This is a genomic window from Desulfoluna sp., from assembly GCF_030145185.1.
Taxonomy (GTDB): domain Bacteria; phylum Desulfobacterota; class Desulfobacteria; order Desulfobacterales; family Desulfolunaceae; genus Desulfoluna.
This window is the reverse complement of sequence record NZ_JAQYWB010000020.1, coordinates 46,173-60,233: the sequence shown is the minus strand read 5'-3', so window position 1 is coordinate 60,233 and position 14,061 is coordinate 46,173. Positions and strand designations below refer to the sequence as shown.

Annotated in this window: 15 protein-coding genes; 3 read left to right on the top strand and 12 right to left on the bottom strand. The window is 54.7% G+C overall.

What is annotated here, in order from left to right; all coding sequences use genetic code 11:
- Positions 1-62: 62 nt before the first annotated feature.
- Genes Q1Q75_RS08450 through ffh form a run of 6 tightly spaced genes read right to left on the bottom strand, consistent with a single transcriptional unit; the run spans position 63 to position 3,767 of the window.
- Entirely contained in the window at positions 63-641 is a 579-nt protein-coding gene (locus Q1Q75_RS08450; RefSeq protein WP_300669240.1) for an RNA methyltransferase, read from the bottom strand.
- Positions 631-1,377 carry a tRNA (guanosine(37)-N1)-methyltransferase TrmD gene (gene trmD, locus Q1Q75_RS08445; RefSeq protein ID WP_300669238.1) on the bottom strand — a complete coding sequence of 249 codons (747 nt, stop codon included), beginning with the start codon at positions 1,375-1,377 and terminating at the stop codon, positions 631-633. The genes Q1Q75_RS08450 and trmD overlap by 11 nt, the downstream gene beginning before the upstream one ends.
- Entirely contained in the window at positions 1,374-1,898 is a 525-nt protein-coding gene (rimM, locus tag Q1Q75_RS08440; RefSeq protein WP_300669236.1) for a ribosome maturation factor RimM, read from the bottom strand. The genes trmD and rimM overlap by 4 nt, the downstream gene beginning before the upstream one ends.
- The gene (locus tag Q1Q75_RS08435; RefSeq protein ID WP_300669234.1) at positions 1,888-2,118 is read right to left on the bottom strand and encodes a KH domain-containing protein; all 231 of its coding nucleotides are present in this window, start codon (positions 2,116-2,118) and stop codon (positions 1,888-1,890) included. Before Q1Q75_RS08435 ends, rimM begins: the two co-directional genes overlap by 11 nt.
- Before the next feature lie 45 nt (positions 2,119-2,163).
- Positions 2,164-2,418, bottom strand: a complete 255-nt coding sequence (gene rpsP / locus Q1Q75_RS08430; RefSeq protein WP_300669232.1) for a 30S ribosomal protein S16 — start codon at positions 2,416-2,418, stop codon at positions 2,164-2,166.
- Positions 2,419-2,438: 20 nt separating this feature from the next.
- Positions 2,439-3,767: a signal recognition particle protein gene (ffh, locus tag Q1Q75_RS08425; protein ID WP_300669230.1), complete on the bottom strand. Its 1,329-nt coding sequence runs from the start codon at positions 3,765-3,767 to the stop codon at positions 2,439-2,441.
- A 120-nt stretch (positions 3,768-3,887) separates the two neighbouring features.
- Between ffh and rlmN the strand changes: the two genes are divergently transcribed.
- Positions 3,888-4,958: a 23S rRNA (adenine(2503)-C(2))-methyltransferase RlmN gene (gene rlmN / locus Q1Q75_RS08420; RefSeq protein WP_300669228.1), complete on the top strand. Its 1,071-nt coding sequence runs from the start codon at positions 3,888-3,890 to the stop codon at positions 4,956-4,958.
- A 133-nt stretch (positions 4,959-5,091) separates the two neighbouring features.
- On the opposite strand, the gene Q1Q75_RS08415 is transcribed toward rlmN, so the two are convergent.
- The 3 genes from Q1Q75_RS08415 to Q1Q75_RS08405 form a co-directional block, all read right to left on the bottom strand.
- The gene (locus Q1Q75_RS08415; RefSeq protein ID WP_300669226.1) at positions 5,092-6,087 is read right to left on the bottom strand and encodes a tRNA 4-thiouridine(8) synthase ThiI; all 996 of its coding nucleotides are present in this window, start codon (positions 6,085-6,087) and stop codon (positions 5,092-5,094) included.
- Positions 6,088-6,109: 22 nt separating this feature from the next.
- On the bottom strand, positions 6,110-7,324 hold the full coding sequence (locus Q1Q75_RS08410; RefSeq protein ID WP_300669223.1) for a hypothetical protein: 1,215 nt from the start codon (positions 7,322-7,324) through the stop codon (positions 6,110-6,112).
- 400 nt (positions 7,325-7,724) lie between these two features.
- Positions 7,725-9,530 (bottom strand): acyl-CoA dehydrogenase, encoded by a 1,806-nt coding sequence (locus Q1Q75_RS08405; RefSeq protein ID WP_300669221.1) that lies wholly within the window; start codon positions 9,528-9,530, stop codon positions 7,725-7,727.
- Between the two features lie 578 nt (positions 9,531-10,108).
- Between Q1Q75_RS08405 and Q1Q75_RS08400 the strand changes: the two genes are divergently transcribed.
- Entirely contained in the window at positions 10,109-10,948 is an 840-nt protein-coding gene (locus tag Q1Q75_RS08400) for an MBL fold metallo-hydrolase (protein WP_300669219.1), read from the top strand.
- A 17-nt stretch (positions 10,949-10,965) separates the two neighbouring features.
- Positions 10,966-11,715 carry an NAD-dependent deacylase gene (locus Q1Q75_RS08395; RefSeq protein WP_300669217.1) on the top strand — a complete coding sequence of 250 codons (750 nt, stop codon included), beginning with the start codon at positions 10,966-10,968 and terminating at the stop codon, positions 11,713-11,715.
- A 109-nt stretch (positions 11,716-11,824) separates the two neighbouring features.
- On the opposite strand, the gene Q1Q75_RS08390 is transcribed toward Q1Q75_RS08395, so the two are convergent.
- The 3 genes from Q1Q75_RS08390 to Q1Q75_RS08380 are packed head-to-tail and all read right to left on the bottom strand — an operon-like array spanning position 11,825 to position 13,764.
- On the bottom strand, positions 11,825-12,268 hold the full coding sequence (locus tag Q1Q75_RS08390) for a universal stress protein (protein ID WP_300669215.1): 444 nt from the start codon (positions 12,266-12,268) through the stop codon (positions 11,825-11,827).
- Positions 12,269-12,293: 25 nt separating this feature from the next.
- On the bottom strand, positions 12,294-13,199 hold the full coding sequence (locus Q1Q75_RS08385) for a protein kinase (RefSeq protein WP_300669213.1): 906 nt from the start codon (positions 13,197-13,199) through the stop codon (positions 12,294-12,296).
- Position 13,200: 1 nt separating this feature from the next.
- Entirely contained in the window at positions 13,201-13,764 is a 564-nt protein-coding gene (locus Q1Q75_RS08380) for a GAF domain-containing protein (RefSeq protein WP_300669211.1), read from the bottom strand.
- Between the last annotated feature and the right edge of the window lie 297 nt (positions 13,765-14,061).

Sequence of the window (14,061 nt, the reverse complement as noted above, 5' to 3'; positions counted from 1 at the left end):
TCAGACATCCCAAAGGGCGTCAATATAGATCATGAAGAAAACACCGGCACACCACCCCCGCCTTAGCGACCGAGAAGCCGATCCAAAATGATGGCCACAGCGGCTCGCACCGGTAGATGGTTGTAATGCGTCCCCCCCTCAACGGGTTCCAGGACATAATCTGCCGAGGCAATCACATCATCGGTAACACCCCATGCTGTTCCAAAGAGCAGCACCATGGGCCGGTCTTCCATCAGACACTCCCGACCCGCCTGCCACGTAAGCGCATCGGCGCTTCGCCGGGCTGACGTGGCTACCACACAGGGCGCTTGCCCCGATTTACTGCGAATCTCCGCCACCACGTCCTCAAGGGACCCCCGAATCTTAACCAACTCCAGGGCCTCTTTCCGTGCAGGGTTCAACTCGCCACCCCGGCCGGTGGTCCAATGGGCGATAATCTTCTCTGACAACACCTTCTGGTCTTCAAGGGTGGTCACAATATAATACCCTTTGACACCGAAAGTCCGTGAGGTCCTCGCAATATCATGGATATCAAGGTTAGTCACCGCAGAGCAGATGGTCTCACCGGTTTTACTGCGCACCGGATGATGAACCAGAACCACATAAAGCTCTGCCTGTGTTACGTTACCGTCACCCGACAAGCTCTTCGATCCTTCTGCACCATTCGGTTAATACATGTTTTTCCTCGCGACTGAACGACCGCTGTTCCAGCAGGTCCGGTCTTTTGAGAAAAGTTCGGATGAGGGAAGTTTCCCTGCGCCACCGCTCTATCTTGGCATGATTCCCGGACATCAAAACATCCGGGACACTCTCGCCTCCAAAAATCGATGGCCTGGTGTAGTGCGCATGTTCCAGAAGCCCGCCAGAAAAAGAATCTTTTTCGGCCGACTCGTCTCCCCCCAGCACACCGGGTAAAAGGCGTGTCACCGCATCAATGATCACCATGGCAGCCAACTCGCCGCCGGTCATCACGTAGTCTCCGATGGACACCTCTTCATCCACCATGCCTTGACAGATTCTCTCATCCACCCCTTCATAGCGCCCACAAATAAAAATCAGGCCGTCAGTCGCCGAAAATTCGTGCGCCATGGCCTGATCAAAGGGCCGCCCCTGGGGGGTTAAAAGAATTCGCTTCGCGGTGGGAGCTATCTCAGAGGCTGCACCTATAGCGCGGGAAAGCGGTTCAGGCTTCATCACCATTCCGCATCCGCCCCCATAGGGCTTGTCATCGGTTTCCTTATGCTTTCCATCGGCATAATCACGGATGTTCAATGCCCTGGCATCGATAAGACCACGTTCCACAGCCAGCCGAAGCATGCCGTTTTCCAGAAACGGGTTGATCATCTCGGGAAAGATTGTCAAAACTACAAACTTCACAACAACCCCTCCGGAAGATCCACCACCATGGTCCCCTTCTCCAGGTCGATCTCCTTCAGCACCGACGCAAGCGCCGGCACAAGGATCTCTTTTTTCCCATCCTTAACCACATACACATCGTTGCTTCCCGTAGGGAAAATAGAGGTCACCTTCCCAAGAGACACCCCCTGTACCGTGACAACCTGAAGCCCAATGATGTCTACCCAATAATAGGAGCCATCTTCGGGGTCCGGCAGGTCGGCGCGATCCACAAAGAGCTCACTTCCGACCAACGGTTCGAGGGTATTGATATGTCCCACCTCTTTAAAGGTGAGAAGCAGCCCCTTTTTATGGGGAGCCGCACTCTGTACGGTCAGCACAAGATCGCCACCCGGGGTTGCTGCGGTGAGCTGACAGCCTGCCTCGAAGGAGTCCATGGACTCTGCCCAAGAATAGACTCGCGCCCCGCCTTTCAGCCCGTGAGTACCGACGATCTTACCGATGGCTATACGCCTATTTTCCGAATCACTCTTACTCGACAATTTCCAGAACAGTCCTCTTCTTCACCTTAGCAGATGCTGCACTGAGAATTGTCCTCATTGCACGTGCAGTACGTCCCTGTTTACCTATCACTTTTCCCAAATCCTCTTTGGCCACCTTCAGCTCGAGAACAGACGTCTGATTGCCTTCCACTTCAGAAACCACCACTTCTTCCGGGTTGTCCACCAAGGCCTGGGCAATATAGTTGATCAGCTCTTTCATCTCGCATCTCCTTCCGGGCATATGAGAATTCGGTTAGTGCGTGAATCAGCTTGCAGAAGCCGGTACGCCTTCCTTTTTCAGGATATCACGAACCGTGTCGGTCGGAATGGCACCTTCGCCAAGCCAGTAGTCCACGCGTTCTCCCTTAACGGTTACTTTTGCAGGGTCCTTAAGCGGATCATAAGTCCCGACGATTTCAAGAAATCGGCCATCACGTCGTGCTTCAGAGTCGGCCACCACAATACGGTAAAAAGGCTTCTTTTTCGCCCCACCCCTCGCCAATCGGATCTTTACTGCCATCGCTTTTTTTATCTCCTCACCTAAAACGGAAGCATGCCTTTCAATGAGCGCATACCCCCTTTATTGAATTTTTTCATCATCTTCATCATCTGAGTATAACTTTTCAAGAGCTTGTTCACGTCCTGCACCGAGGTGCCACTGCCCATGGCAATGCGTTTTCTGCGGCTGCCATTAATAATGGCATGTTTGCGCCGCTCCTCCGCCGTCATGGAATTAATAATGGCTTCAATACGGACGAGCTCCCGATCATCCACGTCCAGGTTACCCAGCTGTTTATTCCCCGAAACTCCGGGCAGCATTTTCAGCATATCACCCAGTGAACCCATCTTACGGATGGACACCAGCTGATCCCTGAAATCTTCCAGAGTGAATTGATTTTTACGTAGCTTCTTCTCAAGGTCCTGGGCCTTTTTCTCATCCACCATCTCCGCGGCCTTCTCGATCAGGGTCAGGGTATCCCCCATCCCCAAAATACGGGAAGCCATCCGATCGGGATGGAATGGTTCCAGAGCACTCGATTTTTCTCCGGTCCCGATAAACTTAATCGGCTTACCGGTCACCGCCTTGATTGAGAGGGCTGCCCCCCCTCTTGCGTCGCCGTCCATCTTCGTGAGGACCACGCCGCCGAGATCCAATGCTGCGTCAAAAGACTGCGCAATATTCACGGCATCCTGACCGGTCATGGCATCAGCCACCAGCAGAATGTCCGAAGGCATCAACTCCGATTTGATCCGAACCAGCTCAGCCATCAGGGCTTCATCCACATGAAGCCGGCCCGCGGTATCCAGAATCAGGGTATCACACCCTTGCTGCTGTGCCGCTGCCCGAGCCGATCGGCAAATATCAACCGGGTCCATCCCCGCTTCAGAGTCGAAGACGGGCACATCCAGTTGGGACGCCAATTTTTTCAGTTGATCGATGGCCGCGGGCCGATATACATCCGCAGGTACCAGAAATGGTTTCCGGCCCTTTTTACGAAGATATAGTGCCAATTTACCGGCCGTGGTTGTCTTACCGGAACCCTGAAGCCCTGTCAACATCACAGAAACCGGATGCTCACCGGCAAGGGATAGATCTTCGTGGCTTTCACCCATGAGATCGGTCAAGGCATCATTGACAATCTTCACCACCTGCTGGCCCGGGGTGAGACTTTCCATCACCTCCTGGCCCATGGCGAGTGTCTTGATGTCACCGACAAAGGTCTTGGCCACCTTATAATGAACATCCGCCTCAAGAAGCGCCATACGCACCTCTTTAAGGGCGCTGTCGATGTTCTTCTCCGTGAGTTTCCCGTGTCCCCTCAGATCTTTAAGGACCGAGGTCAGCTTTTCGGTTAAATTATCGAACATACAACCTTAAATCATTATCAGTGGCGACTGCCGCGCATGAAAATCATTGAAATTTTTGCCAGACAAAGGTATACCAGGAAAAAGAAACTCCTTATTATACACGTTTTGCATGGAAAATATATGAAAAAAAGAGATATTAAAGATTTTTCCCGACAAGAGCTCGAAGCCTGGCTCAAAGAGCATAAAATCGCCCCTTATAGAGCGGGTCAGATTTTTAAATGGGTCTATATTCGTCAGGCCGACTCCTTTGAGGAGATGACGGATCTTGGCAAAGAATTAAGGGCATTGCTTGTCAAATACCTTACCATAAACCGCCTCGAAAAAGCAAACGTAGAAATATCCTCAGACGGAACACGCAAGTATCTGTTCCGACTCTCCGACGGGGAGTTCACCGAGACCGTCCTGATCCCCGGGAAAGCCCGGAAAACCTTGTGTATCTCAAGCCAGGTGGGATGCGCCCAGGGATGCAAGTTCTGCCTCACGGCCCAGGGAGGGTTCAAAAGAAACCTCACGGCAGGAGAGATCGTCGACCAGGTACGTGACGTCCTCCACGACCTGCCCAGAGCGGAAGGGGCCGCCGACACAGAAAAAACCTTCCAGAATATTGTCTTCATGGGCATGGGCGAACCCCTGGCCAACCTGCCCCGGGTACTGACCGCCTTGTCCATCATCACGGATGGAGACTATGGCCTGCGCTTTTCATCGCGCCGGGTCACCCTCTCCACCTGCGGCATCGTGGGGCGCCTGCCCGAGCTGGGAGAAAAAAGCCCGGTAAACCTGGCCGTCTCCCTCAATGCCACGGACAACAAAACCCGCAGCTTCCTGATGCCGATCAACGACACCTATCCCATCGAAACCCTGATCGAAGCGTTGAGAACCTATCCCTTGAGCCAGCGGGAAAAAATCACCATTGAATACATTCTGATGAGCGAGATCAACGACACCGATGCCGATGCCGCCCGACTCATCAAGCTGCTCCTCCCCCTGCAGGTCAAGATCAACCTGATCCCCTTCAACGAGCATGAGGGCAGCCCCTTCAAACGGCCCACTGACGACGTTGTGGATCACTTTCTTCAACTGCTCCACAATGCCGGATACACCGCCATCGTCCGAAAAAGCATGGGGCAGGATATTTCTGCTGCCTGCGGTCAACTTCGCGCCAACCAGATCAAAGAACGTACCGAAGATTAAATGAACCCGACCGTCCCCACCTCCCGACCTCAACCAGACAGCCCGATCGGAACGCATTCCGGTCGGGCTGTCATGCACGCAGGAAAAGGGGCTTTCGGCAGCAGCCGCGCCCTCAATTCATAAAAAAAAATCGTTAGATAATACACTCCCTGTAGGCGGCCGGATCCACGGAGGCCACCGCGATCACCCGCTGCCCGGTCTCCCCTTTGACCACGGCCTCAACGACCTCTCCCACCGGCACCTTGGCATACCCGGCGCACAGAGAGGCTCCGAGCTGAACCGTCTCTTCCGTGGCGTCCACATCCACCAGGACCGTTGGGCTGCCTTTGGCCTTTAAATCGATGAGAAGATGACGCGCCGGATCATGGTATTTAATGATCCACCGATTGTCTCCCTGGGTACGGCCGATGATCACCTTTTCTCCGGTAGCAAGCCGAAGGTGGCGCCCTTGCTTCAGCAGATGCAGGTCGCTGGAGGCATAGGCCTTGCCGTTGCCGAAAAGGTCCCGAAGTCGATCGGAATACTTTTGATCCGTCAGCAGACACCCACCGGCCGGTGACGGGTACTCTGTGATGCCGTACGCCTCGGCCAGGGCCATCTGCTCTTTTCGGGAGCGCCCTTGTATCGCCAGAAGGCGTTCTCGATCTACCAGCCCCTCGGTTTCCATCTCCGTTTCTGGAAGGACCCTGGCCGAAAGAGGCCTGAGCACCTTCCCGTCAAAGCCGGACCGTTTTTCAACGTATCGCATGGCCTGCTTGTTCTGAGAAAGGGGTCGCTGACCGGCCACTTCCCCGCTGAAGAGAAAGTGAAAACCCTCTTCGATCATCACCTGACCCGCCAGCCGAAACATCAACGCATGGCAGTCCCTGCACGGGTTCATGTGCTTGCCGTAGCCGCAAGGCGGATCCGTCAGCATCTCTAAATAGGTATCGGTAATCTCACGGACAATCAGGGGAATCCCTGTCATCTCTGAGGCCTTACGTGCCTTGTCTGCAGGAAAAAAAGGGGTCTCAAAACAGATCCACGTCACGTCGATCCCCTGTTCTTTCAGCACCAACCCGGCCAGGATGCTGTCCAGGCCTCCGGAGCAGAGCCCGATGGCCCGTACATTCTTCTTCTTATCTGTCATGGAATGCATCCTTAATAAATGATCAGTTCAAGGCAGGACGATCGCCTGCCGGGACCGGTGAGTCCTCCGAAGCGCTTCGCCCGGTCAGCAACGCGTTGTCTTCCAGGCGCTCGTCCCCCCCCAGAAGGCCGGTGAGAAACCCAGGGTCCCCGCCGGACATCAGTGACTCCACGTGGGTGGAGAGAATCCCCGCCACCAGCTCCTCGCGATCCAGCGCCTCAACATACCTCCGATTCATCATGGAGGCGCGTTTCTGACCGGGTTTCAAAAGGGCGTGAAGCTGAGCTTCGAGGACCCCCCTTAAAGCCTGGACCTTGCCGGACTTGAGTCGACGTGCAAGGGCCGCCAACCCATGGGGATCGGGAATGTTAGGCGAGCTTAAAAAGCGCCCCAGGTGCTCGGCAAATCGCTGAATACCATGGGAAATATGATGGGCTCGAACCATATTCTTACCCATCCATCCGGCGTTGATCCATTTGTAAGAGACCGCCGCCAGGGCATCGGACCCCGGGGCAGTCTCGAGATAGATCGTGATGGCAAGAGAGGTATAAATATAGGAGTCTACCCATCCAAGGCCCGCCTTGGTCAGCCCTTTTTTCCCGGAATAGCAGTAGAGTGTCCCCCCATCCCGTGTGGTCATGGGGTACCCCTTTTTGCCCACATCAGACGGGGCCGTCTGACGTGAGGCGGTCAAAAGAAACCGCCGCCCATGCCAGGAAGAGAGCAGGGTCAACTCATCCTGGTCATACCCATAATACGCACCGGAGTTGCTGTCCGGGGTAATCTCCATGACGTACCGGCTCCGCACCACAATAGGCTCCTGAGCGCCGCCGTCCTCTTCACGAAAACGAGCGCAACGGCCCTTGGTTGCCCCCTTTGCCTCACGAACCAGGCGAACGACACCCGGCACCACGGCACTCACAGGAATATCCGGGTCGTACATATACTGGATAAACCGGGGAAGCGACGAAGGCACGGAAAAGCCGACACCGACGCCGGTCCCTTTTTCCTTCCGGCTCTCTTCCCAGAGGATTCCCGGCTCAGTATTTTTATCGAGAAAAGCTAACAAAGTGTCCAGGTGCTCGGCATCCGGGGTCCCGGAGTGGTCGCGAACCATCACTTCGAAGTGATCAAATGCGGCGGAGAGATTTTTCTCCTCAAGAGAATCAGCAGCGCTGACCCAACTGCAGCTTCCCAAAATAACGGCAAGACAAATCAACACTACTTTTTGCGTCATATACCATCCCGAGCCCCTTGCGGGATCCCGGCTCAATCCTTGTGTTTCTGTTGTTGACACAGTTTTTTATCCAGGGAACCGTCAGAGACAGGCCCAAACGTTCGCCCACTGCGCCCATGAATAATGCCTTTGAAAAAAGTTCTATCGCAAACACCCCACGAGCTGCCGTCATGAACGGGACCCCGCGTGTGCGACGTTTTTGACAAAGCCACCACAAATCCGGAGCCTTCTTTCTTACCCTACCCTCAATTATTTTGCAAATACGATTCGTCATAGAGCCTGATATTACGGCGTATTCTTTTGCAGCCGGCTCCTTGCTGGAACCGCCAGCGCCATAAAAAACGGCCCTCCGTTCGGAGAGCCGTTGTCCTACCTGTACCGAATCATTAAAAGGGGCGTGCTACTTGCTGCCGAAGCTCTCTTCAGACATACCGATCACCGCATCATCCATGGATTCGATGGCGGCAAGACGCCCCAGGGTCACAGCAAGGGTGTTGTTGATATAAAAGGCGCAGGTCTTCACCTGGCCGTCATAAAAGGAAAGGTCCTTCTTCTTGGGCTTTCCGGCCAGGGCTTTTTCCGCGGTGAGTGCGCGCCAGAGAAGCAGCCAGGCAAAGGTCAGGTCACCGGTGGCGGTCAGCAGAGGATGGGACTGGGCAAAGGCGCTCTGCACCTTGGCTCCCATGGCGGCAGTGGCAAGGGACACCACCACCTCGTTATACCGAGTATAAACCGACTCGAGCTTTCCTGCCAGAGGCGCCAGACTCTCTACCTTTTTGGCCTCGTCGATGGTCTTTTTGATCCGCGCGAGAAAGGCCATAAACGGCTTGCCTTTGTTCATGCCTACCTTGCGTCCCAGAAGGTCCATGGCCTGAATGCCATTGGTGCCCTCGTAGATTTGAAAGATCCGGCTGTCCCGCAGAAGCTGCTCCACAGGAAAATCCCTGCAGTAGCCATAACCACCATAAATCTGGACACCATGGCCGCACACCTCGTTGGCCTTATCCGTGACGTAGCCCTTGATCACCGGAGTCAGCACCTCAAGAAGTTGAGCATACTCCATGCGGGTCTCTTCGTCCTCGGCCAGTTTCACCTGGTCGTGGCAGATACCGGAAAAATAGATAAGGCTTCGCATGGCATCCACGTTGGCCTTCATCTCCAGGAGCTGACGACGCACATCCGGATGCTGAATAATCGGCACACTGCCTTCTTTGGGATTCACCAGATTGGCCCCTTGAACACGATCGCGGGCATAGGCCAGGGCGTGCATGTAACTGGCCGTGGCCACGCCAAACCCCTGGAAGCCGACCAGCTGACGGGCGTCATTCATCATGATGAACATATTGCGCATGCCCTTGTTCTCTTCTCCCAGAAGTTCACCGATGCATTGGCCGCTGCTCCCCAGGGTCAGCGAGCAGGTGGCGCTGCCGTTGATACCCATCTTGTGCTCGATCCCGGTACAGACCACATCGTTAAACTCGCCCAGGGAGCCGTCTTCATTCACACGGTACTTGGGCACGAGAAAGAGGCTGATGCCCCGTGTTCCGGCAGGAGCCCCTTCGATACGGGCCAGCACCGGATGAATGATGTTCGGGGTCATGTTGTGCTCCCCGCCGGAGATGAAAATCTTACTGCCGGACAGGGAATACGTTCCGTCGGGATTTTTTTTGGCCGTGGTCTCAAGAGCTCCCACATCAGAGCCGGCACACGCTTCGGTAAGAAGCATGGTCCCAGCCCATTCGCCGGTATAGAGTTTTTTAAGGTAGGTCTTTTTCTGCGCCTCGTTGCCGATCTCCTCCACCATCTTGGCCGCCCCGTGGGTCAGGCCGTGGTAGAGCATAAAAGCCACGTTGGCACCCAGAAAATATTCGTTGGCTGCCAGAGCAACGGTCTTCGGCATCCCCTGGCCGCCCCATTCCGGTGTATCGGCCATGGCAAGCCACTCGCCCTCGATAAAAAGTGCCCAGGGTCGGTAGTAACACTCGGGCAGGGTCACGCTGCCACCATCGAAGGTACACCCAGCGTCCCCGGGCTCCTGAGTGGGCAAAATTTCCTTAATGGCCAAGGAGCGGGCCTCGGAAACAATCATGTCGATGGTCTTCTTATTGAACTCGGCGAAGGTCTCGTTGTCGGTCAGCCGCGTCACCTCCATCTGTTCATGGAGGACAAAATCAACATCCCGTCGGTCAGAAATGGGTTGAGCCATGAAAAATCTCCTTATAATTATAAGATCATCGGTCCGGGTTGATGCCGAAATCCCTTGGGTCCGGGTCCCCCCACGGCCCGATTCCAACCTCCCCCATCAGGAGTCTCAGGAATCAAACCAACCAGCCGCCCCCTGTTGCCCCAGCCTTGAACAAGGACAAAAAAAGACGCTCACTCTCCGTAAAGAGTTTCCGGGCTTTATTTTCGGCTCTTTCACCACAGACACATACATACGCGATTGTAAACATTGTACCGAAAGAAGTGAGATAGTAATGGATGTGACAGGGTATGTCAAGATGAGACCCTTCATACAGGCCCGCCTATCCAGACATTCCGAAGCCGCCCACACCGCCTCCTCAGCCCAGGGCTTTACGTGCTGCCGGCCCATACACCGAAGCGATTTCTTAATCGCATGGGTCCCTTGCAAAAGCGCCGAATTTATCACAAGCCGCTTGTACGGACCCGGTTCTCTGCGCTATGCTGTTTAAACCAATGTCAAAAGGCGCCACCCCAAGAGGACCTTTTTTCTGCAACCCGGCATGGGAAACGCATCCATGCCCACGAACCAGAGGGACGGACATGTACATCAAGTGCTGGGGCTCCCGCGGCTCGATCCCTGTCTCCGGGCCGGGCTACCTGACCTACGGCGGTGATACCACCTGTATAGAGGTGAGAAGCGACACCAACGACCTGGTCATCATTGATGCCGGAACGGGGATTCGTAATCTCGGCACGCTGATGGTCAAGGAGGGGTGCCACGCCTGCCACCTTCTCTTTACCCATGTCCACTGGGATCATGTGATGGGTCTCACCGCTTTTTCTCCCCTGTTCAACAAGGACTGCCGCGTCACCATCCCGCGCCTCCCCTTTGGGGGACACTATATTGAAGAGGCGCTTGACACCCTCTTTTCACCGCCCAGCTTCCCCGTCCCCTACCGGGACATCAAAAAACGCCTGATCTTTGCCGACTTTCCCATGGACCACTTCACCATCGGCAGCCTCACCTTTGACACCATCCCCATCAGTCACCCCAACGGGGGACTCGGCTATCGCATTCGGGAAAACAATCGGCAATTCGTCTTCCTCACAGACAACGAGTTAGGAACGCAGCATGAAGGGGGCGCCTCCTTTGAGGACTACCTTCAGTTCATCCGGGGCAGCGATCTGCTGCTGCATGACGCCGAATACACCCCGGAGGAATACGCCACGCGAACAGGCTGGGGCCACTCCGCCTGGCCCGACACCCTGCGCCTGGCCCTTCAGGCGGAGGTCAAACGCCTCGGGCTTATCCACCACAACGCCGAACACAAAGACGACGCCATCGACGACATCGTCAACGCCTGCCGGGAGGAGATTCTCCAGAGCGGCTCCTCCCTGGACTGTTTTGCCGTGGGATCCAATACGTTGATTGCCGTTTGATTTTTCAGGAGACTAAAATGGAAACACGTATTCAAAAAGCCATTGAGATCCTTTCGCGCAGTCGCCTGACCGTGGCCCTGACCGGTGCCGGTATCTCCGTTGAAAGCGGAATCCCTCCCTTCAGGGGACCGGGAAGCCTCTGGGATAAAATCGACCCCATGGAGTTCGCCCACATCGATGCCTTCATGAAAAATCCGGCCCGCGTGTGGGAGGTTCTCATCGGCAGCATGAAGACGATTCTGGACACGGCCCGTCCCAACAAAGGCCACCTCGCCCTGGCGGAACTGGAAAAGCGGCGTCTGCTTGCCACCGTCATCACCCAAAACGTCGACTCCCTCCACCAGAAAGCAGGAAGCCGGGATGTCATTGAATTTCACGGAACCTTTGCAAAACTCACCTGTCTTGGCTGCGGACACCGGACATCCAGTGCCGACATCACCCTGACCACCCTGCCGCCTCGATGCCATTGCGGGGGCGTCTACCGCCCCGACTGCGTCTTTTTTGGAGAGTCCATCCCCCTTTCAGCCCTCACCCGGGCCCAGGAATTTGTCAGCCAGTGTGAGGTGATGCTTGTGGTAGGCACCTCGGCCACGGTCCAACCCGCGGCTATGATGCCGATCCTTGCCAAGCAGAACAACGCCCGAATCATTGAAATCAATCCCACCCCCACGCCCCTGACCGCCACCAGCGATCTCTTCCTTCAGGGCAACGCGGGCCCCATCCTCACACGCCTCACCGAGGCGATTGCCATCCCCGCCGGACCGTAGGCAAACAGCGGCCTGAAACGCAAAAAGGGCCACCCATCATCTCCTGATCATGGGCCGCCCTTTTAACCACCTTGTCTTCCCCCCCCCTTATGGTATCAGGGAGATCTCCTCACTTCACCTTGACCACCAGGATGGCCATCCCCTCAAGGGCACGCACCAGTTTAATGCTGGCGTCTCCCAAGACGAACTCCTCCGCTTTGCTCATGCGCTTTCGACCAATCACTACCAGAGATGGATTGAGGTTTTTAGCCTGGTCAATGATCCCGTCCGCAATGGTGTCGTAGGGTTCGGTCACCATTTTCAGGGTCACACTCTGCGGGGGAACCCCTTTCTCCACAAACCGATCCCTGGCCTGCTCCAGAACCTCCATGTACCTTGCGGGTTGCTTTTTCATGTACTTTTGCCCCATCAGCTCCTCACCGCCCGATTGCTTCCGGAACACATGGAGCAGGGTGACCTGCACACTCTCAGGGCACCAGGCCATGGCCAGAACATAATCCAGCACCGCCTTGGAACTCATGGAATCACTCAGAGCAATTAAAATGGAATCCATGCCCACCTCCGGTTGGTAGAACCCATTAGAAAATTGAATAAAGGCATCGCGTCACGTCTTCGATCAGCTCATCCGCGCTTTCGTAATACACCTCGCCGCCCCGTGAAAAATGGAGCAGAATATTGTTCAAAGACTTGGGGATATACGGGTACACCTTGCGCAGATTCATCACCCGGTTCCCGTCCAGAATCGACAGGTCCGTGGATTCCAGCGTCTCAAAAAGATCCCCGTACGCCCGGGTGTCATACTTGATCATATGAAGGGTGTGAAACCCCTTGCCGATGGCATAAAGGAGAATATTTCCCATGCCGAAAATATCCAGCCCAAAGGGATTCTCCGTGGCCTCATAATCGTAATCAAAATCAATCCAGGTGTAATGGCCCGACTCTTTGTCGATAATGATATGGTCATTTCGCACATCCCCATGACGAAACCCGTTCAGGTGAAGATACCTGAGCCCCTCAAAGGCTTTCAGCAACCCCTTCAAAACGCCGGGAAGCACCTCCTCAAAATAGGTTTTATGGGGCATGAGAAGCCCTTCGATATAAAAATAGAAATTCTTCCCGCGTACCATCTCGATCACACGAACGCTGTTGTCCCGGTTGTCGTTGTACTCCACCCCCTGCATAAAGGAGCGGTGCCCCCTCACCAACGCCAGAATCTGTCCCTCTTTCGCCGGGTCTCGAAAACAGCGGATCTTGACTCCGCCCAGGGAGGTAACAAAGGTCTCAAAAAAAACCAGTTTCATCACCTTGCGCTCCCCGCTCTCCTCATCCACCACCCACTTCACCCACATCTTCGGGTCCTCCACCCCGAAACGCCCTTCCCGGGCATTGCCGGTGACCCGATACTCCCGACCTCCCACGGCCACACGATCGCCAATATCGATACGCATAAAATCGGAGGTATCCGTGATCAATCGCCCGGCCATCTTAAAGCCCTTTGAGCTTGCGCAGGGGAAGGCTCCCCATGGCTGCCTTCACCTCATTTAAAAAATTCTGAAGCCCATTGTTCTCAATGACCAGCCCGTACTGTTCAGTAAGCACAGAAATGCTCATGATATCGTCCTCATGCAAAATCCAATGCTCGGAGTTGTAGAGTTTGAGCAGCCCCAGAATGTGCTCACTGCGCTTGATGGGCACCGACAGCATGGACACGATCCCCTCTTTTTTCACGGCATCGGAGTGCTTGACCCGCGGGTCGTTGGCGAAATCCTCGAAATAGACCCAGCGGCCCTGGGTGAACTCACGAAACATACTCGAAAATTCCGGCACCACACGCGAATACGCATCGCTGAGGCCATGGCTGCAGACATTAAAGAGTTGTTTTTCTCGATCATCAAAGAGAAGAATACTGGCCGCCTTGATCTCAAACGAAATACAGATACTCTCCACCAGATGGTGTCCCAACATGGTGACGTCTTCATAACGAGAAATGGCGTGGCTGATGGCCCGAAACTGAGGCAGACCGATCTTTCTTTCCGGTTCAAAGGTCATGAAACCTCCTCAAAACGACGCCCACCCCAAACAATGGGGGGAAGATGTCAATTCACAAAAAAATACGAGGTACTGCGAATCAGAAAAAAAATTGGGTTGTGATATGCCGGGTGATGGGTATGACGGCTGTCCGGTGTGAAAGAAATGACTCAGAAAAGAGGAGACCGGACCCTGAGGAAAACAGACGCCCGCAACACAGCAAAAGGTGTTTTTCCATATTTACGGGATGATATAAAAGGCTACTCCAGAATCCACAGAGGAGTCAACACCCTTTTCAGGAAGAAGAAAAAAGGAGGG

Coding starts and splice junctions, on each gene's coding strand:
- Q1Q75_RS08435 (WP_300669234.1), bottom strand. CDS start 2,118: ATGAAAGAGCTGATCAACTATATTGCCCAGGCCTTGGTGGACAACCCG.
- rpsP (WP_300669232.1), bottom strand. CDS start 2,418: ATGGCAGTAAAGATCCGATTGGCGAGGGGTGGGGCGAAAAAGAAGCCT.
- ffh (WP_300669230.1), bottom strand. CDS start 3,767: ATGTTCGATAATTTAACCGAAAAGCTGACCTCGGTCCTTAAAGATCTG.
- rlmN (WP_300669228.1), top strand. CDS start 3,888: ATGAAAAAAAGAGATATTAAAGATTTTTCCCGACAAGAGCTCGAAGCC.
- Q1Q75_RS08415 (WP_300669226.1), bottom strand. CDS start 6,087: ATGACAGATAAGAAGAAGAATGTACGGGCCATCGGGCTCTGCTCCGGA.
- Q1Q75_RS08410 (WP_300669223.1), bottom strand. CDS start 7,324: ATGACGCAAAAAGTAGTGTTGATTTGTCTTGCCGTTATTTTGGGAAGC.
- Q1Q75_RS08405 (WP_300669221.1), bottom strand. CDS start 9,530: ATGGCTCAACCCATTTCTGACCGACGGGATGTTGATTTTGTCCTCCAT.
- Q1Q75_RS08400 (WP_300669219.1), top strand. CDS start 10,109: ATGTACATCAAGTGCTGGGGCTCCCGCGGCTCGATCCCTGTCTCCGGG.
- Q1Q75_RS08395 (WP_300669217.1), top strand. CDS start 10,966: ATGGAAACACGTATTCAAAAAGCCATTGAGATCCTTTCGCGCAGTCGC.
- Q1Q75_RS08390 (WP_300669215.1), bottom strand. CDS start 12,268: ATGGATTCCATTTTAATTGCTCTGAGTGATTCCATGAGTTCCAAGGCG.
- Q1Q75_RS08385 (WP_300669213.1), bottom strand. CDS start 13,199: ATGGCCGGGCGATTGATCACGGATACCTCCGATTTTATGCGTATCGAT.
- Q1Q75_RS08380 (WP_300669211.1), bottom strand. CDS start 13,764: ATGACCTTTGAACCGGAAAGAAAGATCGGTCTGCCTCAGTTTCGGGCC.